This is a genomic window from Kitasatospora sp. NPDC091207 (assembly GCF_044768625.1).
Taxonomy (GTDB): domain Bacteria; phylum Actinomycetota; class Actinomycetes; order Streptomycetales; family Streptomycetaceae; genus Kitasatospora.
The window spans coordinates 26,933-51,664 of record NZ_JBIVVS010000017.1 but is presented as its reverse complement, the minus strand read 5'-3'; the positions used below and the strand labels follow the sequence as shown (position 1 = coordinate 51,664).

Annotated in this window: 1 protein-coding gene; it reads right to left on the bottom strand. The window is 75.4% G+C overall.

The features are described from left to right. Nucleotides 1-24,732: EndoU domain-containing protein (locus ACIQTO_RS25430; protein ID WP_402392212.1), on the bottom strand; the 24,732-nt coding region annotated here is incomplete at both ends.

Here is a 24,732-nt window from a genome sequence, read left to right as displayed (position 1 = left end):
CTCCTCGGCCTCACGATCCCGCTGCTCCTGCTGACGCCGAGCCTCCTCCTCAGCCTCACGATCCCGCTGCTCCTGCTGACGCCGAGCCTCCTCCTCAGCCTCACGATCCCGCTGCTCCTGCTGACGCCGAGCCTCCTCCTCAGCCTCACGATCCCGCTGCTCCTGCTGACGCCGAGCCTCCTCACTCTGACGCTGCGCAGTCCGCTCCTGCTCCTGCTCCTGCTCCACCCGGCGCGAGGACGGAGCCCCGGAATCGGAATCGGCGTCGGACCTCGGCCGCTGCTCGGTCAGCGCGGTGTCGGCATGGGTGAAGTCACCGGGCCCGTGGCGCTCGACCACCACGACGTGACCGTCCTCGGGACCGAGAGCGATCATCGGCTCCCTGCTGCCGGGGGTGCGCCACCTGTCCAGCACCTCGATGCGCACACCGAGCGCGTGCGCGGTGATGGAGGCGAGCAGGTCGCCGGCATCGCTCCGGCCGCGCTCGGCCCAGTGCTCCACCGCGGTGAGCAGTTCCCCGTGGACCTCGTTCCACGGGCCGGGCTGCACGTCGAGCCGCCTCGCCCAGCGCTCGTAGATCCCGTAGGCCTCACGCGCCAGTTCGGGATCGTCACGCAGGCGTCGGTCGACGACATCCCGCAGCTCGGCCGCGGTCCGGCCGTGGAACGGGCCCGCCGCCTGGTCGCCGAGCGGTTCCCGGAACAGCTCGGGGGCGCCGGCGATGACCGCGTGCAGGACGGAGAGTCCGTCCCGCTCGGCTCCCCCGGAGCTGGTCGTCTCGGTGTGCGGGGGCGTGTGCAGGGGCGGCTCCGTCCCTACGGAGCCTTCCGACGACAGGGACGACGCGGACGACGAACTGGTCCGGACCCTGGCGATGGGGCGGGGTGGGGCCGTCCCGTCGCCGGCCGGTACGAACACCTGGGTGTCCGGTCCGGTCGACGTCCGGCTGCCCTGGTCCGTGTTGACGAACTGGAACGTGTGACCGCCTCCGGCTCCGTCCCCCGGCCCGGCCGGTCCGCCGGGTCCGGGCAGCCACTGGGTCCCGCCGTTGGCGGCGCCACCCAGCAAGGCGTCCAGGTCGAGGAACTCGTCCATCGCCGTGTCCCCGTCCGCGTCCTGGTGGGGCAGAGCGGCCGTCATGTCGACGTCGCCCGCTCCGCCGGCCTGGGGGGTGGCCGGAGGCAGCGGCATGTAGGCGGGCGCGTCCAGCCCCGTCTGGTCGGGGGACGGCCGGAACTCGACGAGCGTCCCGTTCCACAGGTCGCCCTCGATCCGCACGCCGCCGTACTCGCCCACCCAGCTGTACCCGTCCATCCCTTCCCACTTGGTCAGGCCGGGGCGCCCGGGGTTCAGCGGGTCCGGCGTGAGCACGCCGGCGCGGCGCGCCTGCAGGTACGCCTGGTCGGCCGCGTACGCCGCCTGCTCGGCCGTCCAGTGGGCGGGGAACATGGTCCGCCGGATCTCGGTGAGCGGTGCCAACCCGAGCTGGCCGGCCATGATGACGTCTTCCGGCCGAGCCGTCACCGGCTCGACGGTCTGGTAGGTGCCGTTGCGGTTCCGCCCACCGGGGACGTGCGTCGCGAGGGGCGACGGGTGCAGGTGTCCGCCGCTGCCGTCCGGCCCGCCGTTGCGCTCCGCCTGGTGGAAGCCGGCCCGCGGCGGCAGACCGGCCGGGTCGGTGCCGGTGGCCGGTGTCCGGCCCACGACCCCGTAGGCCCGGTCGATCGCCGCACCCAGGCTGCTGACGTGACTGACCGTCAGGGCTCCGGCCGGGTCGGCACCGTCGGGGAGCAGCCCGGGCCGGTCGGTGTGGAAGACGGCCTGGCCGATCTCGTGGGCGAGTTCGTGCGCGCTGCTGGACAGGTTCCAGCTGCGCACGCCGAGCTGCGCGCCGCCGGGATGGACGACGACGCTGTGATTCGCCGTGGCCGGATCGTCGGTGAAGACCACCGCGACCCGCAGCCGGTCACCGTTGGCCAGCCGGTGGCCGGTGTTGTAGATCTCCTGAACGCCGTGGGCCGCCCGGCCGCGCAGCTGCTCCAGGTGTCCGGCGGTGTTCGGGTCGTCCGGCCTCAGCAGTGAGGTGTCGAGGTGGATTCGCACGGTGGCCTCGGTCTCGGTTCCGCCGTCCGGCAGTTCGAACCGCTGCGCCGTGAAGGACCGGTCGCCGCCGGTGAACAGCCCGTTGGCGTCCAGGTCCACGAACGAACCGACCACCAGGTAGGGCTCACGTTCCCGCGGGGTCACCGTCCGGGACAAGGGGCTTCCGAGAGTCTGACCCGGGTCGCCCCAGATGTCGGTGATGACGCCGTTCTCCACCCGCACGTTCAGCCGCACGCCGAGGTACGTCCCGCGGTGGACGACCGGGGCCGGCGCCCCGGGGACGACCTCCCCCGTGGGCCGCGCGGGTGTGGAGGTGGTGAGCAGGCGCGCCGCGTAGCGACGGTCCTCCTGCGACCACTCGCGGGGAAGGCCGCGCCCGGCCTCGGCGGGCAGCACGGGCGCGAGGTCCGCCGTCCCGTCCGGCAGCACGGCCCGGTTCACCGTCGCCGGGCGGTCACCGGTGCCCGGCACGCCGGGCTCCCTCAGCGGGTCGGTGCCGGCCGGGAGGTCGACGCCGCCGACCCGGCGGATGTACCCGGACAGGTCTCCGCCGGAGCGGGCGAACAGCTCGGGCACGAGAGTGTCGAGCCCGACCGGCTGGTGGAGCTGTACGGAGGAGTGGGCCCCGTCCGGTGTGCCGGTGAACTCGATCCTCAGCCGGGTCAGCGTGCCGCCCGGCGCCAGGCCGCCGACCCCGGCGTCCACGGTCTGCTGCACGGCCGCCCGGTACGCCTCCACCTGCTGCGGGGACGTGTTCGGGGGGGCGGCCAGGTGCACCCTGACCGTCAGTTCGACGCCCATCTGCACGGTGTCGAAGGTGACCCACTCGACCGTTCCCCGGAGCGGCGGACGGTTCCCGCCGGGGAGTCCGTCGCCGTCGGGCAGCTGCATCTCCATCCGGCCGTTCGACTGCGGCGCGCCCTCGGCGGGCCACCGCGTGTGCCACGTCGCCAGGGGCTGCTCGGCGACCGGGCGGTGCGCCAGGTGCTGTCCGTCCCGGACGAGGCCCTCGATCAGCACGCCGTCGGCGAGCCCCGTCCAGTGGGTGGTTCCGTCCGCCCGGGTCTCGGTGTGGAAGCGGTTCCAGTAGGCGTCCCTCACCCGGTCGTGCAGGACGGAGGGCGTCCACGCCTCGGGGTAGAAGGTGTGCGGCTGGCCATCGGGGCGCCGCTGCCAACGGGTCGGCAGCTCCGCCATCGGCGAGCGCGGGTCGACCCGCGGGTCCAGGAACCAGAGGTGCGCCTGGTAGGTGCCGTTGGGGTTCTCCGTCAGCCGGTCGCCCCGGACCAGGCCGCGTTCACGGCCGGAGCCGGCGGCCGGGAAGTGGTGCGCGCCGGTCAGTGTCTGCCGGTCCCCGTAGCGGCCGAACTCCTCCACCCGGTAACTGAACTCACGCGGGGCGGCGGAACGCCACGGCAGGTAGGCGGGCGCCTCCAGTCCCCCTTGGTCGGCGGCGGGCCGGAACGACAGGAAGTTCTCGCCCGTCACCGCGCCGAGGCGGTCCCCTCCCCTCAGCTCGCCTTCGATCCGCACCCCGGCGTACTCGCCGGTCCAGTGGTACACGGCCGGCCCGAAGTCGTCCGGACGCAGGGTGACCGCGTTGGTGCGGCGCGCGTGCAGGTACGCCTGCTCGGCCGCGTACACCGCCTCCTCCGCCGTCCAGTGGCTCGGGAACATGGTCCGCGTCGGCCTGGTGCGGGGCGGGAGCACGGAGTCGTCCATCGCCCCGGGGGGCGGCGGAACCGCCGTGGTCCGGGGCGGGAGGTCGACGTCGCCGGCCCGGCCGGCGCTCCCCATCCGCCACCGCTCGGCCGGGCCCTCGACGGTGTACGTGCCGTTCCGGTGCTGCCCGCCCGGCAGCGGTTCGGGGCGGGGCCCCGGCGCACCGGGCGGCGGGGCGAGGTGGCCGCCGCCGCGGTCCGGCCCGTAGAGGGCGTGCTCGATCGTCCCGGCCGTGAACCGGGCACGCCTCGGCAGGCGCCCGGCCGGGGGCTGGGCACCGGACGCGCCCTGGGCACCCGCCGGGGGCTGGGTGCCGTCCGGCCGCGGCGCACCGGGCGGGTCGGCGACCGGCCGCAGGTGCCGGTCGACCACCGCGCCGATCGCGCGCAGGTTGCGCGGGGCCAGCACCTGGGTGCTGTCGTACGTGGTGGTACCGCCGAAGGGGTTCGCCTCGTCCAGCAGGTAGCGTCCCGAGGGGTCCTGCTGCTGGGCCGACATCAGATAGCCGTCGGTGTAGGCCGTCTCGCGCCGGACGCGCCCGGACGCCCGGTACTCGTCCGCGAGCCCGAGCACATGGCCGAGCTCGTGGGCGATCACGTTCGACTCCAGGCCCAGGTGCCAGAGCGCCATGTGCGGCCGGATCTCCCGGCCCGCGACCGCCACCGTGTGGTCCGCGTTCTCGCGGCTGTCGCTGAACGTGAGCTCGACCCGCAACTGGTCGCCGTTGGGCAGTCGCTGACCGAGGTTGTACGCGTCGTCGACGCCTTCCAGCGCGCGCCGCCGGAGCTCCGTCAGCCGCTGCTTCACCCCGGGGTCGGCGGTGTCCAGCCCCGTGGTGTCCAGGTGCACCGCCACGGAGAGCACCGTCCGGGTGTCGCCGTCGGCCAGTTCGACCCGTCGCGCCCGGTAGGCCTGGAAGTGCTGGCCGTCCATGCCCTGGCGCAGCGGGTCGTTCTGCGGCGGCCGCAGCGTCGCCTGTGCGAGTACCCGCGTCTCGGCCGGCTCCGGCCTGCCCGTCGCCGCTCCGGACCGCTGGTGCGCCTCACCCCAGAAGTCGGTGATGAGGCCGTTCTCCGTCCGGACGTTGAGCCGGACACCGGCGAACTCGCCCCGGTGGACCACCGGCGCCGCCAGGAAGAGGCCGTCGTCGCCCACCGCCCGGCCGGGCCGGTTCTGGGTGATCCAGTGCGCGGCGAACCTGCGCTCCCCGGCCGTCCACTCCTGCGGTAGGTGGCGGCCCGCGTCCGGCGCCGTGACGTCGAACCGGTCCGCGGGGGCGTCCGAGTGTCCGGCCACGAGGCGTGGTGCGCCGGCCGGGGCGGACCCCGGCAGGACCGCTGCCCGGTCCAGCGGGGGCAGGACCAGGGAGTCGGCGAGGTCCAGGGTCAGCTCGCGGGGCCCCCGGACGTCCAGGGTTTCGACGACGACGGCCAGCGGCCCTTCGAGCCGCGGCCCGTCCGGGCCGATCCGCACCGGCACGGCGGCCTCGTTCGGCCGGTCGGTGAACCTCAGCCGCACCTGGTGCAGACGGGCGTCGGCCTCCAGCCCGGGCAGGTCCGCCCACAGGCTCGCCATGAAGTCGTCGGCCCCCGGACGGATCCGGTCCTGGCCGGCCTCCACCGAGCGGTCGACCCGCCGGTCGAAGAGGCTCCGCAGGTTCTGCCGGGCCGCCGAAAGATCCCGGTCCGACATCCCCGCGGCGCCCTCCAGGTGCACCGTGACGGTGAGTTCGACGCCTTCCTGGCCGCTGCCGAACAGGACCCGCTGCACGCCCACCGGGTGTCCCCCGCCGGCGGCGTCGCCGCCGATCAGGGCGGTGGTCCGGGTGCCGCGCGCGACCACTCCGGAGTCGTCCCAGGAGTCGTACCGGCTGTGCGGCTGGTGATCGGCCGGCCGGTGGTACCGCACCGTCCCGTCGGGGGCGCTGACGCCCTCGATCCGCACACCGGCCGCCTCGCCGACCCAGTGCAGGCTCCGGCCGTCGGCGGACGGCGTCGACCTGAGCGGGTTGACGGACGCCTCCAGCACGTGGGCGGTGATGTCGAACCTGCTCCAGCTCTCCGGGTAGTACGCGTGGCCCGGCGCGTTCGCGTCCCGCTGGTTGCGGGACGGGAACCGGGTCAGCGACGAGGCCTGGTCGATGCCCGGCAGGGGCGTCCAGTCGTGCACCCGGCGGACCGCGTTGTGCTCGATCACCACCGGCGGGCCGGACCGGACCGGGTCCGGTGCGATCAACGGCGGTTCGCCGCCGATCACGAGCGCCTGCCAGCCGGGCCCGTACCCGTCGACGTCGAAGAGCCCGAGGGTCTCCTCGGCCCGTCCGGTGGTCAGCTCGTGAGCGGTGGCGGCGCTGCCGTCGTAGTGGTCGACCCCGTTGTGGTAGACGGTCACCGGGGTGCCGTCCAGCGGCCCGAAGCTGTTGCGCTCGGACCCGTCGTGGTTCAGCACGCGCAGGCGGACCCCGAGGGCCTGGGCCAGCGCGGGCGGGAGCATCTCGCCGCTGTCGCCGGCCCACCGGGTGTCCCACTGCCGGACGGTTTCGCGCAGGGTGGCGGCCTCCGCCTCCGTCACCCGGACCTGGTCCGACTGGAGGAACTCCTGGAAGTGGGCGGCGGTGCCGCGCGGCTGGGTCCCGACGAAGTCGGCGTACGGGGCCACCAGGTGGTCGGGCACCTGGGTGCCCCCCACGAGGAACAGGCGCGATCCGGCCACGATCCCGGGCGACAGCGCCGCGGCCGGCGTCCGGTCCAGGTAGTCGCCGACGGTGGCCCGCAGGCTCTCGGCGAGGAGGTCGGGCGTCGCGTCGGCGGCGACCGTCCTGCCCCGCTGGGCGAGCGCGTTGTGCACGGTGTTCGGGGCCGTGGCCGCGACCGCGCGCAGCAGGCAGAGGCCGTCCCCCGGGACCGGGACCAGCCGGGGCCGCGCGGCGGCGGCCTCCGCCGCGCTCAGCGGCAGGTGGGGAAGACCACCGTGCTCGCCGGGGAGCGGCACGGGCACGTCGAGCTGGGGCGGGAAGGTCTGGCCCGGCTCGCCCCTGACATCGGCGATCAGGCCGTTCTCCACCCGGACGTCGAGCCTGACACCGGCGTACTCGCCCCGGTGCACCCCGTCGGGGACACCGTGCCCGGCCGGCGGGGACAACTGCTCCAGCACCCGCACGGCCACGTGTCCGGCGTCGGCGGCGTTCCACTCGCGCGGCAGCCCGGCCGACGTGGCGGTCCACTCCGGGTGGGCGAGCGTCTGGTGCAGGGCTTCGGTGAGGCGGGGCCGGAGTTCGGCGCCGCCGACCAGCGGCACCACCGCGGGCGGCTGCTCACCGGGCCGCAGCGGGCCCGGCTCGCGCAGATCGGTGGGGCCGTGCAACGGGAAGGCCTCGGCCAGCACCGTGGTGAGCGGGTGTGCCTCCCGGACGAGCCGGCCGGCCTCGGTGAGGAAGGCGTCCCGGCCGCCGACGATCCCCAGGCCCCCGAGGAAGGCGGCCGGCGGGGTCGTGAGGGCGGGGTCGACCGGCACCGTGGTGTAGGCGTCGGCCGGGTCGTCGGTGAACTCCAGCCGCAGCCGGACGAGCATCTCCCGGTTGCCGTCCGGACGCTGGGCCGCGGCGTCGAGCCGCTCGAAGGCGTGCCGGTCGGCCAGGTCGACCAGGCGGTGCCGGGCCTGCTGGAGCTGCTCGTGCGTCATGCCGGCGGTGGGTTCGAGGTGCAGGCGGAGGGTCACTTCGAGGCCGTGCTGGCCGCTGTCGAAGAACACCCGCCGCGCCACCACCGGGCGGCCGCCGACCTGCAGCGGGGCCGGTTCGGCGTGGCCGACGACGTGGTGGTCGTCCCAGCGGCGCAGGGCGGGCGCCGGCTGGTCGGCGGTGGGCCGGTGGGCCAGGTGACGGCCGTCGCGGATCAGCCCCTCGATGCGGACGCCGTGGGACTCGCCGACCCAGTGGACGGTCCGGCCGTCCGGCAGCGTCACCCGGTTGAAGGCGTTGGCGTGCGCGGCGACCACCCGGCGGAGCACCTGCTCGGACTCCCAGCTCCGCGGGTACATCGTGCGTTCGGCCGTGTCGGCCGAGCGCTGCCAGCGGGACTCGAACTCCGCCATCGGCGAGCCCACCCGGACCCGGGGGTCGAGGAAGTGGGCCACGGCCCGGTACGTCCCGTTGTGCTCGGCCGGACCGGCGTCCACGAGCCGCACCCCGTGACGGCGCAGCAGCTCCTGCGGCGTGTGCCCGGTGGCGATGTCGGTCAGCTCGTGGTGGAGGCCGGTCAGCGTCTGGCGGTCGCCGTACCGGACGACGTCCTCGGCCCGCTGGCCGAAGGGCCCCGGCCGCATCGGCGGGGCGGGCACGAGGGGGCCGGGCACCAGACCGGTCTGGTCCTCCGAGGGACGGAAGGAGAGGAACTCGCGCCCCGGCTCGCTGCGGGCGGTCCGCACCTCGCCCTCGATCCGGACGCCCGCGTACTCACCGGTCCAACGGTGGGTGGCCCGCTCGGGGCCGTAGGTGCCCGGGGTCCCGTCCAGGGCGACGACGCGGTTGGTGCGGCGGGCGTCCAGGTAGGCCTGCTCGGCCGCGTAGACCGCGTCCTCCTCCGTCCAGTGCTCCGGGAAGAGGGTGCGGCGGCGGGGCTGTGCGGCGGCGGCGGCGGAGACGGAGACGGCGAGGTCTCCGGCCATGCCGGAGAGGTCGCCGCGAGGCCGGCCCGCGGCCGCCGGGTACTCGACGACCAGGGTGCCGTTGTCGTGCGTCCCGACGGTCCGGGTCGGGCGGACCCGCTCGGAGCCGGGCGGCGGCAGCAGATGGCCGCCGGGCTGCTGGGCGTCGCCGTACAGGGCGGAGCGGCGGGCCGCCAGGTCGAAGGCGGCCCGGGCCGGGAGGTCGCCGACGGCGGTGGTCCCGGCCGGCCACCGGCCGAGCGCACCGTCCACGGCCGTGTTGAGCTCGCGCAGGTGGCGCGGCGCCAGGGCCGCGGTGGCCCGGCCGCCGTCGTTGGGGATACCGGCGTCGACGTCGATGCCGAAGCGGCCGAACTCGTCCAGGTACTGGGCGGCCATCAGCCGGCCGTCGGTGTGCCGGGCCCAGTTGAAGCGGTCGACCCGGCGGTACTCGTCCGGAAGGCCCAGCCAGTGGCCCAGTTCGTGGGCGATCGACTGGCCCGGGAGGTCGTGCCGCCACTCCAGCATGTCGTCGCCGCCCGGGACGGGCCCGGGGTGGAGCACGACGGTGTGGTCCACCACTCCGTCGGCGGGGGCGACCTCGACGCGGACGATCAGCCGGTCGCCGCCGGGCAGCCGGTGGCCGACGTTGTAGACCTCGTCGACGCCTTGCTGGGCGCGCTGGGCGAGGTCGCGCACCGTCGCCGTGATGACGGCCGGGTCCTGGGCGAGCCGCGAGGTGTCGACGCCGACGCGCAGGACGAGCTCGGTGGCCCGCTCCCCGTCCGGCAGGAGGCCACGCCGCGCCTCGAAGGAACGCAGGGCACTGGCCGAGAAGACGCCCGACTCGGGCACGTTCTCCGGCCTCCCCAGGCGGGCCGTCAGGTAGCCCGCCTGCAACGAGGACTCCGGTGCGGCGCCGGCCGGGTTGGGGCCGAGGAAGTCGAAGTCGGCGAGGTCGAAGGCGCCGAGGTTGTTGGTGCCGAGGTCGAGACCGAAGAAGTCGAAGTCGGCGGCGTCCTCGAGGGCGTGGAGAACGTTGGCGTCCAGGGTGCCGAGGCCGGTGGTGTCCAGGGTGCCGGCGCCACCCAGGTCACCCAGGTCGCCGAGGAGAAGGGCCTGCAGCTGGTTCTCGGCGGACTGCTGCGCGGCGTCCGCCATGTCGATGTCGTCCTGGCCGGCCGCGAGGGGCATCGACTCGTCGACGTCCTGGCCGAAGTGGGCCTGCTGGTGCTGGCCGCCACTGCCGGAGGCCCCGGCACCCTGGCCGCCCGGCCGGTGGCTGTGGGAGGGCGACGCCTCGGTCATCTCGACGTCCGAGGAATCCGGGTGCGGTGTCCCGGGCGGCGTCTCGCCGTCGGGATCGTGCCGGTACTGGTCGATGAGCCCGTCCACGGCGCGCACCACGAACCACTCACCCCCGACCCGGCCGCTGTGGGTCGTGACGCCCGGCTGCTGCGGGTCCGGCACGCCCGGCTGGTTGGCGCGCACGTGGTGGGCGGCGTACCGGCCCAGCTCCCGGGACCAGCCCGCGGGCAGGGCCGGGTCCGCGTGCAGGAGGGCGGAGGGACCGAAGGACGCGTCGACGTCGCTCCGGAGGGCCCGCAACTGGTCGGTGGTGGGCGGGCGCTCGGCCGTCCCGGGCGTGCCGGGCTCGCGCAGCGGGTCGGCCGCGGCGGAGGGGTGCAGCCGCCAGCCGGTGGCCGGCGCCTCGTCGGCGAGGTCGCGGATGTAGCCGGGGATGTCCCCGTCCGCCGCCTCGATGAGGCGGGGCAGCAGCGCCTGGACGTCGATGTCGTCGTCGTGCGGGACGCGCAGGCTGGAGTGGGCCCCGGCCGGGTCGTCGGTGAACACCACCCGGAGCCGGACCAGCGGTTCGTCCCCGGTGGACAGGCTGTCGAGGTGCGCGTCCAGCGCCTCCTGCACCTCGGTCCGGTACCGGGCCCGCTCCTCGGGGGTCGAGCCCTCGGTGCGCAGGTGGACGGCGGCGGACAGCTCGATGCCCAGCTGGCCGCTCTCGAAGCGGACATGACGGATCGTCACCGGAATGTCGCTGTCGGGGGCGACGGTCGTGCGCCGCTCGGCCGACCGCGCCGCCACGGCGTCGTGACGCCACTCCGGGTGCGCCTGCTCCGGCTGGTGCGCCGTCGGGCGGTGGGCCAGGTGCCGGCCGTCCCGGGTGAGCCCCTCGATCTGCAGGGGCAGCGCCTCCCCGGGGATGTGCGCCAGGCCGACCCAGCGCTCGGTCCGGCCGTCCGGCAGCCGCTCGACGGTCGCGTCCCGGTGGGCCTCGTTCACCGCCTGCTCGACCCGGGAGGTCAGCCAGGTGTCGGGGTAGAAGGTGTGGGTCGCCCGGTCCGCGCGCCGGTACCAGTGGGACGGCAGTTCGGCCTCCGGGGAGCCCGCTTCCACCGTCGGGTCGAGGAACCAGACCGCCGCCCGGTAGGTGCCGTTGCCGTTGGTCTCCACCCGGTCGTCGACCTCGACGCCGTACCGGCGGGCGGACACCTCGGTCGGCCGGTGGTGGGCGCCGTCCATGGTCTGCCGGTCCCCGTACAGGGTCAGGTCGGCGATCCGCTGGTCGAACGGCTGGTCGGTCCGCCGGTGCGGCAGGTAGTCGGGCGTCTCCAGCCCGCGCTGGTCGTCCGCCGGGCGGAACGAGACGAACGACGAGCCCTGCAGCTCGCCCTCGATCCGGACGCCGCCGTACTGGCCGGTCCACCGGTGGCCGAGGCCGCTCTCGCGGATCCCGCCGTTGCGGCGGGCGTCGAGGTAGGCCTGCTCGGCCGCGTACACCGTCTGCTCGGTCGTCCAGTGCTCCGGGAACATCATCCGGGTCAGGCGGGACCGGCCGGGCGTGTTGTCGTCCGAGGCACGTCGCGGTGCCTCGAAGGACTCGTCCCCCAGGCCGACCGTGGTGCGGATCCGCGCCCGGTAGGTGCCGTTGAGGTTCTCCGAGCCCGGGACCGGCTCCGGCCGCTGCTGCGCGCCGCCCGGTCGCGGTGCGAGGTGGCCGGTCTCTCCCGGCCGGAGGCCGGACAGGGCCTCCTGGCGCGTCTCCAGGCGGAACAGCGCCCGGCGCGGCAGGCCGTCGGAGCCGAACCGGTCGGCGTTCGACCGGCCGTCCGCGTGCCAGGCGCCGTCGATGACGGTCCCGAGCTGGCGCAGGTTGCGCGGCTGCAGGAAGCGTTCCCGGTTCTCGCTGTCGCCGCCGAACGGGTTGTCCTGTTCGACCTGCACGCGGCCGGACGGGTCCCGGTACGTCCCGCCCATCAGACCGCCGTCCGGGTACACCGCACGCGCCCCGTGCTCGGCGTCGCGGTACTCGTCGGGCAGACCGAGCTGGTGCCCCAGTTCGTGGATGATGGTCGTCTCGGTGGTGTCCAGCGCCCAGGTGAGGTTGTCCTCCCGGATGGAGTCGGTGCGCACCTCGACCGTCACATGGGGGTCGTCGTCGGGGTCGACGAACTGCAGCCGCACGCGCAGCCGGTCGCCGTCGGGCAGCCGCTGGCCCTGGTTGAACAGGCGGTCGACGCCGTCGTGCGCCCGCTGCCGCAGGTCCTCCAGCCGCTGGGCGGATCCCGCGAGCGACAGGTCGACGTCCGCCACGTCCAGGGTCACCCGGATCGTCAGCAGGGTCTCGCGGTCACCGCCCGGCAGGTCGTTGCGGTGGATGTCGAAGCCCTGGTGGCGCTGGGTGCTCTCCAACTGGAGCTGGGCGTCGTGCAGCGGGACGACCCGGACCGGGGCGGCCTGGGCCCAGAAGTCGGTGATCCGGCCGTCCTCCAGCCGGATCTCGATCCGCTGCCCGGCGAACTCGCCGCGGTGGAACACCGTCCCCGTGCCGGCCGGGAGTTCGCCCCGGCGCGCGGCGTCGGCCATGATCCGGTCGGCCGCGTACCGGGTCTGCTCGACCGTCCAGGTCTCGGGCAGGCCGCGGCCCGCCCGGTCGGAGAGGTCCCGGGTGGGCCAGTGCGGGAACGCGTCCTCGGCGCCCGCCACCCGGTGGGCCCCCGGCGGGACCTCGACCGCCGCGGGCCGCTCCAGCAGGTACCCGGGGTGCCGCTCGGCCGGGGGCAGGACCAGGGCGTGGGCCGCCTCGTCCAGCCGCGGCGCGACGGCTTCGAGGCGGCGCTCCGCCCGCTCCATGCCCTGGGTGTTGACGCCGCGCAGGAACGGCGGCACCAGCTTCGTGGAGTCCGCGTGCCGGGCGGTCGGCATGTCGACCTGGAACGAGGCCGCCGCGGGGTCGTCGGTGAACCGCACGTCCACCCGGACCAGGCCCGGGAGGCCCACCTCGCGCCGCTCGATCAGGTCGACGAAGCCCACGATGAACCGGCGGACGTAGTCCTGGCGGCGCGCCAGCACCTCCGGCGCGGTCCCCTCCGGCACGCGCACGTGCACCCGGGTGACGGCCTCGAAGCCCTCCTGTCCGCTGTCGAACAGCACCCGCCGGACCGACTCGATCCCCAGCCGGCCCCGCCGGTCGGTCCCCTGGTTGTCCGAGCGGTGGACCACACCGTCCTCGCTCCACGCCCGGTAGGGCGCGTGCGGCTGGTCCGGCGTCGGGCGGTGCGTGAGCAGGGTCCCGGCCGCGTCCCTGGTCCCCTCGATCCGCACGCCGCCGGACTCGCCGACCCAGTGCGTGCGGCCGTCCGCCAGTGGCGTCTCCCGCAGCGGCAGCCGCGACGCGGCGCGCGCGTGCGCGAGGGCCGTGTCGGCCGTCCAGTCCCTCGGGTAGTAGACGTGCCCCGGGGCGTTCTCCGACCGGAGCCAGCTCGACGGGAAGTGGGCGAGCGGCGAACCCTCCTCGACGTGCGGCGACAGCGACCAGTCGTGGACCCGTACCGTCCCGTTGTGCTCCACCACCGGCTCCGGGCGCAGCGGTCGGTGTTCCGGGCGCAGCAGCCCGGCCGGGCTGCCGTCGTCGTGCCTCGGCCGGTGCCAGAGGCCGTCCAGGTCCAGGTGCAGCGAGGGGGCGGGTTCGGGAGCGGTGTGCGCGACCGGGGCCGGCGTCGGCTCGGGCTGCTGGACCGGCGTCGGCGCGTGCAGCATCTGCAGGTCCGGCCGCTCCGCCCGGGGGCGGGGCTGGCGCTGGGGCGCGAACTCCTGGTCCGGCGTCCCGTGGAAGTCGGTGATCTCACCGTTCGTCAGCTCGACCCGGAGCTCGGCGCCGGCGAAGCGCCCCACGGCCACGTCCGTCGTGCCCGGGGGGAGGTCGGCCTGCGCCGCGACCCTGCGCGCCGCGTGGCGCCGTTCCGCGGCCGTCCACTCCGGGGGCAGGCCGCGGCCCGCGTCGGCGGCCAGGCCGGCCGCGAAGGCCGGCGCGTCGGCCGGCACCACGTCCTCGCCGGCCTCCAGGCGGCTCACGGTGTCCGGGCGCTCGCCGGTGCCGGGGGTCACCGGCGGGCGCAGCGGCGCCGCCGGCGGGGCGTCGTCCCCGACGGTGCGGTGCTCCCAGGTGACCGGGTGGGCGGCGTCGAGCTCCGTGACGAGCCCGCGGAGGTTCCACAGTCGCGAGCGGAGGTTCGGCTCGAAGATGAAGTCGACGGTCGGCGACAGCGGCGGGAGCCCCGGGGTGACGTCCCCGGGCTCCACGAAGTCGAGCCTCACCCGGACCGCGGGGTCGCCGGGCTCCAGTGACTCCCGGACGTACCGGTCCGCGACCGCCTGGAGCTCGGCGCGCCGCTCGGGCGTCGCGTCGCCGGCCCGCACCTGGACGACCAGCTCGGTGCGCAGCGCGCCGTTGCCGAGCAGGTCGCGGCGGAAGGTGACGCCGGTGTGGTCGCCGTCCTGCTGCAGCGGGTGCCGCACGAGGGTTTCCAGCACCCCGGCGCGGTCACTGTTGCGGAACGGCTGCCAGCTGGTCGGCCGGTGGGCGAGGTGCTGGCCGTCGCGGACGATGCCCTCGATCCGGACGCCCCGGGACGTCCCGATCCAGTGCAGGCTCCCGTCCGGCAGCCGCGTCTCGTGCAGCCTGGCGCCGAAGGCCCGCTCCACCTGGTCGAGGAGCTGCTCGGGCCCCCACTCCCGGGGGTAGAACATCTGGCTCGGCTGGTCGGCGCGGCGGTGCTCCCGGGTCGGGAAGTCGCTCAGCGGCGCGTGCGGCGAGACCGTCGGGTCCAGGTACCAGACGGTCGCCCGGTAGGTGCCGTTGGGGTTCTCCGGCTGCGGCGGGCCGATCCGCAGGCCGTGATCGGCGGGCGCCGTCCCCGGCCTCTCGTGGTGGACGCCGGCGAGGGTGTGCCGGTCGCCGTAGCGGGCCAGGTCCTCGACCCGGTGGCCGAAGGCCTGCGCCTCCCTGGGCGCCAGCCAGGGCGGCGTGTCGAGCCCGTGCTGGTCGAGCGAGGGCCGGAACGAGGTGAACTCGCCGCCCCGGATCTCGCCCTCGATGCGCACCCCGGCGTACTCGCCGGTCCAGCGGTACGAGACGGGGCCGGTCTCGGTGACGCCGTCGGTCCGACGGGCGTCCAGGTAGGCCTGCTTCGCCGCGTACACCGCGTCGTCGGCCGTCCAGTGCTCGGGGAACATCATCCGCAGCGACCGGGAGTCGCGGCGCGCGTCCGGGGCGTCCGCCAACCGGTCGCCGAGCACCTCGCCGTCGGCCACCAGATAGGTGCCGTTGCGGTTGAGGGACCCGGGCAACGGCTCCGGCCGGGGCCGCTCGGAGCCCGCCGGCGGGGTCAGGTGCCCGCCCCGGCCGGCCTGTCCGTCGTGGAGCGCGGCCCGCCGGGTGTCCTCGTCGAAGGACGCCCGAGCCGGGAGTTCGCCGCGCTGGGACTGCCGGGGGGCGGTCCCGAGCAGCCCGTCGAGCACCGCGCCCAGCTCGTCCAGGTTGTGCGGCCGCAGCGCCACGGCGGGGTTGGCGGTCCGCTCCGCCTCCATGAGGGGGCGGTCCGCGTCGTACCAGACCCGGCCGCGCTGGTCGAGGGTGGGAGCGGTCATCAGGCCGCCCTCCGGGTAGACGGGCCGGGGCCCGGCCTCCGCGCGCCGGTACTCGTCCCCGAGGCCGAGCAGGTGGCCGATCTCGTGGCCGACCGTCCGCGGCGCGGAGTGCACGCCCCAGTTGCGCGCGCTCTCCTGCGGCTGGTCGAGCCGGACGTTGACGACGTGGTGGGCCTCCTCCTCGTGGGCGACGAACTGGACCGCGACCTCCAGCAGATCTCCGTTGGGCAGCCGCTGGCCGTGGTTGAAGACCTCCTGGACGCCCCTCTCCGCGGTGAGCTGCATCCGGTCGAGGTTGCGCGCCGTCTCGGTCGGGCTCGTGCCCAGGTCGACCGCCCGCGGATGGATCCGGACGGTCAGGACGGTCCTGGTGTCGCCGTCGGACGTCGCCACCCGCTGGGCCTCGTAGGCCTGGACGGACTGGGCCCGGAGGCCGGCGAGGAACGGGTCGGCGGGCGGACGGACCTCCGCCGTGGCCAGCACCCGCACGGGTGCCGGTGCCGGGGCCGCCGAGGCCTGGTCGCCGAGGCGCTGGCCGGGCGCGGCCCAGAAGTTCGTGATCTCCCCGCGCTCGACCAGCAGCTTGATGCCGACACCGGCGAACTCGCCGGTGAGGATCTCGGGTTCCGGACGGCCCCGGCCCTGGGCCCCCAGTTCCTGGAAGACCTGGTGGGCGGCGTACCGGGCCTCACCGTGGGACCACTGCGGCGGCAGGCCGAAGCCGCCGTGCTCCCAGGCGGCCGGGTCGAACGCGCGCCGGATCCGCGCCGGATCCTGGGCCGGGGGCGGCACGTCGACGGCGTCGAGCGTCGCCCCGTGGTTGTCGGCGGGGTCGCGCAGGCGGAGCAGGGGCGCGTACTCGGGGTCCATGTCGCGTCGCGCGGCACGGGTGGCCTCGGACACGGCGTCGACCAGGTCGGCGGCCCGGTCCGGGTGGAGCGCCGTCGGCAGGTGGCCGGTGAGGTTGGCCCCGTCCCCGGGGCGGACGGCCATGGTCCAGTCGGCGTCCCGCGGGTCCTCGGTGAAATGCAGTGACAGCGCCAGGCGCCGGTCTCCGGTGGGATCGTCGGGGTCCGTGTGGCCGCGGTACTCCTCGAAGTGCTGGTCGGCCGCGCGGGCCAGCTGCTCCCGGACGTGCTGGACCTGCCCGGGCGTCATCCCGTCGGCCGGCCGCAGCAGGACCCTGAGCGTGAGCTGGTGCACTTCCTGGCCGTTGTCGAAGAGGGCCCAGCGGGCGCCCGCCTCCAGGGCGGCGTCGAGCTGAACCGCCCGCTCGGACGACCGGAAGAGCGTGCGGGTCTGCCTCCAGTGCGGGTTGGCGTCGGGCTCCATCTCGGCCGGTCCGTGCGCCACGATCCGGTCGCCCTGGGAGATCCCGGCGATCGGCATCTCGCCGAAGGCACCGAACCAGCGCTCGCGGCCGCCCCCCAGGGGAACGTGGATGGCGTCGGGGCCGGCCTCGGCCGTGGCGGCCACGCGGCCGGCCTGCCCGGGCGTCCAGCCCTCGGGGTAGAGCAGATGGCCCTCCCGGGAGGGGCGCCAACGCGACGGGAAACGGGCCAACGGGGCCCCGGGCTCCACGGCCCGGTCGAGTTCGAGGACATTCGCCCGACGAGTTCCGAGCTCGTTCGTATCCGGAGCTTCCGGAAGCCGCACCCCCCGGCGCCCCCCGCCCGGCAGGGCGCCGGCGTGGGGGGACCGGTCGGGGCCGGACCCGGTCGTCGTCAGGTCCTGCTGTCCGGTGGACGGACGGAATGCGACGAACGTGCCCGTACTGCCCGCGCCCGCCAGCTCGCCCTCGATCCGGACGCCGTCGTACTCGCCCTGCCAGTGGCGGACACCTCTCCCGTCGTCCACGACCCCACCCGTGCGGCGGGCGTGCAGATACGCCTGCTCGGCCGCGTACACGGCACGCTCGGCCGTCCAGTGGGCCGGGAACAGGGTGCTCACCTCGCCCTCCGCCGTCCGGACCAGCACGGTGCCGTTGGCGTGACGCCCCAGCACCCGGTCCGCGCCGGTCGCCTCCGGGCCGAGGCCCGCCGGCAGGTGGCCCGGCCCCCCGGCGTCACCGGTCAGCGCACGGTCGCGTACCGCCTGCTCGAACACCGCCCTGGGCGGCAGGGGCAGCGAGTCGCTCTGGAAGGTCCCGCCCGACGCGTCGTCCGCGACGCGGCCGAGCGCGCGCAGCCGTTCCGGCGCCAGCACCGGGACGATACGGCCCGACCCGCCGCCGGTGTGCACCTCGAACGGCAGGTCCACGGCCCGGCCCAGCTGGCGGACCAACTGCTCCTGGGAGATGCCCAGATGCCAGTTCCGGTCGTTCTGCCGGACGCTGTCGTCGTGCAGCCGCACCGTGCGGTGGGCGGTGTCCGCGTTCTCGACGAACTCCACCCGCACCCGCAGCAGGCTTCCGTCGGGCAGCCGGTGGCCGGTGTTGAACTGCGCGGCACCCGCCCTGACCCGGTCCTCCAGCGCGTTCAGCGCGGCCGTCCGGTCGATCGGCTCGCCCTCCGCGTCGTGCGTCCGCAGGGCCGAGCGGTCCAGGTGGGTGCGCAGGACGAGGACGGTGGCGTCCTCGCCGTCGGCCAGGACCCCGCGCCGCAGCTGGACCCGCCGCTGCGCGGCGCCTTCACCGCCCAGGGTGACCTCGACCGCGGTGTGGCCCGGCGCCAGCCCGGTGGCGCGCTGATGGCCCAGCGGAGACGAGACGCCGGGCGACTCCGAGGACGAGGAGGACGAGGAGGACGAGGACGAGGAGAACTCGCCCGCCGTGTCGCCCGGGTGCCGGGGGGCCTGGGGCGCCTGCGTCGGCTCGGGGACCGGGAGGGTGTGCTGGGGCGGGAACGTCTGGCCGGGCAGACCGCGGAAGTCCACGACCCGGCCGCTCTCGGTCCAGACCTCCATTCTGACCCCGTGGAACGAACCCTCGTGGATCAGCCGGGCCGGGTTGGCCAGGTCCGACCGCCGGCTCCCGCTCCCCATCACCTGGGCCGCCGCGGCCATGCCCTCGGTCCGCGTCCACGCGGAGGGCAGACCTCGGCCTACGGTCTCCGGAAGCGGCTGGACGAAGCCCATGCTGAGCATCGCTTCCGATTCCGCCATCCGGCTGACGGTCGCGGGGCGTTCACCCGTCCCGGGCGTGCCGGGCTCCTGCAGCGGGGGCGCCACCGGACGCGGGCGCGTGGCACCCGGGCCGGCGGTCCAGCCGGCCCTCGGGGCGTCGTCGCCGAGCGAGCGGGCGAGCTCCGGGAAGGGGCGGCCGGGGGCATCGACCAGCTCGGGCAGGAACCTCCGCAGGTCGAGGACGTCCGTGTCGGCGTCCCTGCGGATCACCGTGCTGCTGTGGGCACCGTCGGCGTCGGCGGCGAACTCGACGATCAGCCGCACCGGCGTTCCGCCGGCGGTGTTCTGGGCGCGCGCGTAGGCGTCGGCCGCCCGCTCCAAGTCCCGCCGGACCCTGTGGACGCGCGCGGGGTCGGTGCCCGCCTCGAAGCTCAGGTGGACCCTGGCCGTGAGTTCGACACCCTCCTGCCCGCTGTCGAACCGGGCGTGCCGGACGGTCACCTCGTGGCCGCCGGGGCCGGTCTCCACCCGGGCCGACGCGGACAGCGCGACCACGTGCTCCTGGCTCCAGTGGGTGAGCGGCTGCTCGACGGTCGGCCGGTGGACCAGGTGGATCCCGTTCCGGGTGATCCCCTCGATCCGGACACCGTCCGCCTCGCCCACCCAGTGCTCGGTCGAGCCGGGACGGGGCCGGGGGCCGATCGACGCCGCGTGCGCGGCGTCGACGGCGGCCAGGACACGGCCCCGGTCCCAGGCCGTGGGGTACATCGTGTGCGCGGTCCCGTCGGGCCGGCGGTGCCAGCGCGAGTCGAAGTTCGCCAGCGGGGCGCCGGGGGACACGGTGGGGTCCAGGAACCAGACCTGGGCCTGGTAGGTGCCGTTCTCGTTGACCTCCCCGACCCTGCGCACCTCGATGCCGTGGGCCTGGGCGGACGACGGGGCCGGCGGGGCGGGTGCGGCCGGCGGGGCCGGTACGTGGTGGACGCCGGTGAGGGTCTGCCGGTCACCGAACCAGCCGTGCGCCTCCGCCCCCAGGCCGAAGAGCCGGTTCGCGGGCCGCATCGGCTCGTGGGTCGGGGTGACCAGGCCGGCCTGGTCCTCGGACGGCCGGAAGGAGGTGAAGTGACCGTTCGTCACCTCGCCCTCGATCCGCACGCCGCCGTACTCGCCGACCCAGTGGTAGGAGGCACCGTTCTCGGTGACCCGGCCGGTGCGGCGGGCCGTGTGGTAGGCCTGCTCGGCCGCGTAGACGGCGTCGTCCGCCGACCAGTGCTCGGGGAACATCGTCCGCCGCCGGGGGCGGGACCCGGCCGCGAGATCGCCGGCCGCGCTGCTGGTGGCCCTCGGCTCGGCGCCCGGAAGGTCGACCACGAAGGTGCCGTTGCGGTTGACCGGTCCCACCCGCTCCGGGCGGGGCCGGTCCGAGGCGGGCCCCGGGTACAGGTGGCCGCCGGTGGCGCCTCCGTCGCCGTGGAGGGCCGTGCGGCGGGCCGCCTCGTCGAAGCCGGCCCGGAGCGGCACCGCGTCTCGGGCATCCGGACGGATCGGCACGTGGAGCGCCGAGTCGACGACGGCGCCGAGGTCCCGGAGGTAGCGCGGCGGCAGGCCGAGCGGGACCCGCTGGTCGACGGACCGGCCATCGTGGTCCTGGTCCGACAGGAACAGGCCGAACCTGTCCAGGTGGTTGGAGGCCATGAGCGAGCCGTCCTCGTACACGGGCCGCGGGCCGAACCGGGCCTCGCGGTACTCGTCGGGCAGGCCCATGGCGTGTCCGAGCTCGTGGGCGAGCGTCAGCTCGTCGGTCGCCAGGCTCCAGTCGCTCAGGGACTCCCGGTCGTAGGTGCGGTGGATGACAGCGGTGTGGTGGGCCTCCTCCGGGCTGTCCACGAACTCCATCCGCACGTGCAGCAGATCACCGTTCGGAAGTCGCTGGGCCCGGTTGAACTGCTCGCCGACCCCGCGACTCGCCCTGTCCCGCAGCTCGGCCAACCCGGTACGGGTGGGCTCGTCCAGACCCCCTCCGGCCGAGGACTCCAGCCCCGAGGTGTCCAGGTACAGCCGCAGCGTCAGCACGGTCTGGGTGTCCCCGTCGGGGAGTTCGACGCGCGTGGCCTCGAAGGACTGCCAGCGGCGGCCCGACAGCCGCTGTTCGAAGGCGTCCTCCGGCGGGCGGACCTCGGCGGTGCCGAGGACGCGGCGCGGGCCGGGTTCCACGGTGTGCTGCGCGGATCCGTCACCCGTGCGGGTGCCCCAGAAGTCGGTGATCCGGCCGTTCTCGACCCGAACACCGATCTCGACGCCCGCGAAGGTCCGCAGGCGGACCGGCGGGCTCACCGCGGCGGTCGCCAGGAGGTCCGGGCGGCCGCCCTCTGTGGACCGCGCGACCTGTTCGGCCGCGTACCGGGCCTCCTCGGCCGTCCACTCCGGCGGAAGCCCCCGGTGCGGCTTGTCCCAGGCCTCGGCGGTGAAGGACTCCCGCAGGCGGGGCAGCAGCGCCGTCATGGCGTCCGTGGTCGGGGGCAGCGGCTGGTCCGGACGGACCACGCCGGGCTCACGCAGGCTGCCGGGCACCGGATCCGGGAGGGCGGCCACGCCCATGGTGTGCGGCACGTGCGGGTCCGGCTGCGTGTCGGTCGGCCGGTGGGTGAGGATCTGGCCGTCCCGGCTGATCCCCTCGATCCGGACGCCGTAGGCCTCGCCGACCCAGTGCACCGTCCGGCCGTCGGCCAGCACCACCTGCCGGGTAGGACCGTTGGCCGCCTCGTACGCCGCGTATCCGGTCTGCACGGCCGTCCAGCCGTCCGGGTAGCGCATCGGCGCCGGGGCGTCGGCCGGCCGGTGCCAGCGGCTGGGGAACACGGCCAGGGGCGAGTCCGACGGCAGGGCCGGGTCCAGGAACCAGACCTCGCCGCGCCCGGTGCGGTTGGCGTTCATGGTCGCCGTGTCCACCGGGGCGGTCTGGACACCGAGCCTGTTCCCCACCGCGTAGTCGACGCCGTGGTGGACGCCGGTCATGGTCCGCCGGTCGCCGTACTCGGCCATGCGTTCGGGCCCGCCGGCTCGGGCGGTCCCGGGCCGGTTCGGCGCGTACGCCGGGGCGGTCAACCCGTTCTGGTCGGTCGAGGGGCGGAAGGAGGTGATCAGGCCGTCCTCCTGGCTCCCCAGGATCCGCACCCCCGCGTACACGCCCGCCCAGCGGCGGTCGGTCGGCTGCAGGCCGCGGGACACCGCGTCGAGATGTGCCTGCTCGGCCGCGTACACGGCCTCGTCCGCCGTCCAGTGCGCCGGGAAGAACGTCACGTCCGTCATTCCGTCGTCCGCCTGCTGGCGCAGAGTGTGGTTGGGGTTCTGCTCGTACTGCATGGTCGGGTCGGCCGCCCGCAGCTCGGCAGTCAGCGGACGGCCGATCCGGCCCTCCGGCCCGTACAGCGAGGCGTCACGGACCTGTGGCGCGATGCCGGGGCGCGGCGCCGGGGCACCGCCCTCCGGCCCGGCCGGCGGGGCGAACGCGCCGTCGACGGCGGCGCCCACCTCGCGCAGGCCGCGCACGACCGGGCCCGGCACGCCGCGGCGCCCGCCGAGGACGCTCTCCCCGTGGACCTCCCGGTGCGCGTCCCGCAGGCCGAGGGCGTGGCCGAGCTCGTGGGCCAGCACCTCGCGGCTCACCCGCAGGCCCCAGTTGGCGCCGTCCTGGCGGACGGTGCCGGCGTGCAGCTTGACGGTGTGGTGGGCGGCTTCGGGCGTGGCGACGAACTCGACCCGGACCCGGAGCACGCTGCCGTCCGGCAACCGGTGGCCGGTGTTGTAGGCGTCGGCCAGCGCGGCCCCGGCCCTCGTGCGCAGGGCCTCCACGGCACGGTCGGACCGCGCGGGCAGCCCCGCGGTGTCCAGGTGGGTCCGCAGCACGAGCTCGGTCGCCCGGGTGCCGTCCGGCAGGGTGCCGCGCCGGGCCTCGAACGGCCGTGCCGCAGCGGTGTCCTGGGCCCCGGCGGGACGGTGGACGTCCGCCGTGGTGTAGTCCGCCGCCAGGTACGAGCCGGGCGGCACGGGCACCACGTTCTGCCCCTCGCCGGCGTGCGGCGGGATGACGGTGGGCGTCAGCGGGGCGGGGGTGTCCCCGGGAGCGGGGGTGTGGTCGACCGGCACGAGGACCGGCGTCGCGGCCGACTGGTCGGCGGACTCGGTGGGCATGCGTCGCGTCAGCGGCGTCAGCTCGTCCGGCGTCCGGGGCGGCGTCGGCAGTGGCGGCTCGTCACCCGGGGTGCGGCGGTCCCGGGTGGGCTCCTGACCCATCAGGATCGACGCGATGTTCTCGGTCTGCCGCGCGGGCCCGGCTCGCAGCGGCCCCTCGGTGGGCAGCGGCTCCTGCGCAGGGTGGCGCCCGTTGGCATCGGGGTCGCCCGGGGGACGCGGGGTCGGCGCGTGCGGCGGCGGGGGGACCGGGGCGGTGCGGTCGGACGAGGCGGTGGGAACGGGTGCCGGACGGCTCACGTCCTGGTGCCCGGCGGTGGTCGACGCCGTGGCGGTCGGCGTCGCCTGCGTCCGCGGCGGGGTGTGCTCGTTCGACGCCTCCGTCCGGTGCTGGACCGGCGGCAGGTCGGTGGCGGACTGGGTGGCCCGCGGCGTCGGCCTGCCGGGCGTGCCGTTGTTCGGGGCGTCCTGCTTCGGCGCGCCCTGCTTCGGGGCGTCCTGCTTCGGGGCGTCGTGCTTCGGCCCGACCGAGGTGTCCTCCTGCGACTGGACCTTGACCGGTGCGGCCGGCCCGTCGGCGCGGTTCTGGGCCGGGGGCTTCGTCGGCTCGTCGGACCGGCCGGTGGCCGGCGGCACGTGCTCGTCCCCGCCGGAGGTCCGCGGCGGCTTCGCCGCCGGGGGTACGGCGTGGGCGCCCGCACCGTCGAGTCCCTCGCCCAGGAAGTGCAGGGCGGCCAGGCCCAACGGCTCGTGTTCGGCACGCTCGTGCGCGAGGAAGTCCGTGTAGTGCAGCATCGACTGCATCAACACCGCGACCTCGGCGTCCGCCTCGGGGGAGGTGTTCTTCACCCCCGAGACGTGGCTGATGGCGTTCGCGTAGTCCTCCAGCGAGGCGCCGTGGAGCTTGGCGAAGTTGAAGGCGTCCGGGTGGCCCATCCGGGGCACCGGGTACGGGACGACCTTGCCGGACGCCAGGCAGGCCAGGGCCGCGAAGTTGATCGGGTGGTACAGCGGGAAGTACTTGCTCGCCCCGTCATCCACGGCCTGCCGCTGGGTGTCCTGGACCCAGCGGCTGTACTTCTGCATCAGGGGCGCGGCACCGAGGTGCATGACGTGACCCATCATCCCGGTCATCATGCCGCCGACGAAGCTCCCGCCCGTGACGGTGAACTCGTGGTTCTCCCCGAAGGTGAGGTTGTAGGTCCCCTCGGTGAGCACGTTCTGCACACCGCTCTTGATGTACCCGCCGATGGCCACCCCGAGGGAGTGCATCCTGTTCCCGGTCGGCATGTTCTCGACGAGCTTCGGCAGGTGCTCGGTCAGCAGCTCCCTGACCTCGCGGCTGGAGAGCTTGTCCGCGGCCTCGTGCGAGAAGACCGCCTCCAGCGCACCCTTCAACCCGGCACGCGCCTCCACGTTGCCACCCCAGTGCGAGGCGAAGGCCTGGCCGAACTCGCGCCCCAGCACCCCGGCGGCCTCCTTGCCCCCGACGACCTGGCCGAGGTGCTTCGTGAAGACCTTCTCCATCTCATCGACGAAGATCTCGGAGAGCGTGCCCTTCCCGGTCTTCCCGAAGCCGTGCTGGAGCTGCTCGGTGGCCGCCTCCATCAGGCTGCCGAGGTCGCGGGTGAACGCCTTGGCCTGTGCCTTCGAGAGGGTGTGCTCGGCGGCCTCCTTGGCGGCCTTCTCCGCCGCCTTCTCGGCCGACGTGGTGGCGGCTTCCTTGGCGGCCTTCTCGGCGGCCTTCTCGGCCGTCGTGGCGGCGGCCTCCTTCGCCGTCTTCTCCGCCGCCTTCTCGGCCGACGTGGCGGCGGCCTCCTTGGCGGCCTTCTCGGCGGCCTTCTCGGCCGTCGTGGCGGCGGCCTCCTTCGCCGTCTTCTCCGCCGCCTTCTCGGCCGTCGTGGCGGCGGCCTCCTTGGCCGCCTTCTTCGCCGCCGCCCCCGCCGACTCGGTGACGACCTCCTTCGCCGCCTTCTTCGCCGCCGCCCCCGCCGACTCGGTGACGACCTCCTTCGCCGCCTTCTTCGCCGCCGCCCCCGCCGACTCGGTGACGACCTCCTTCGC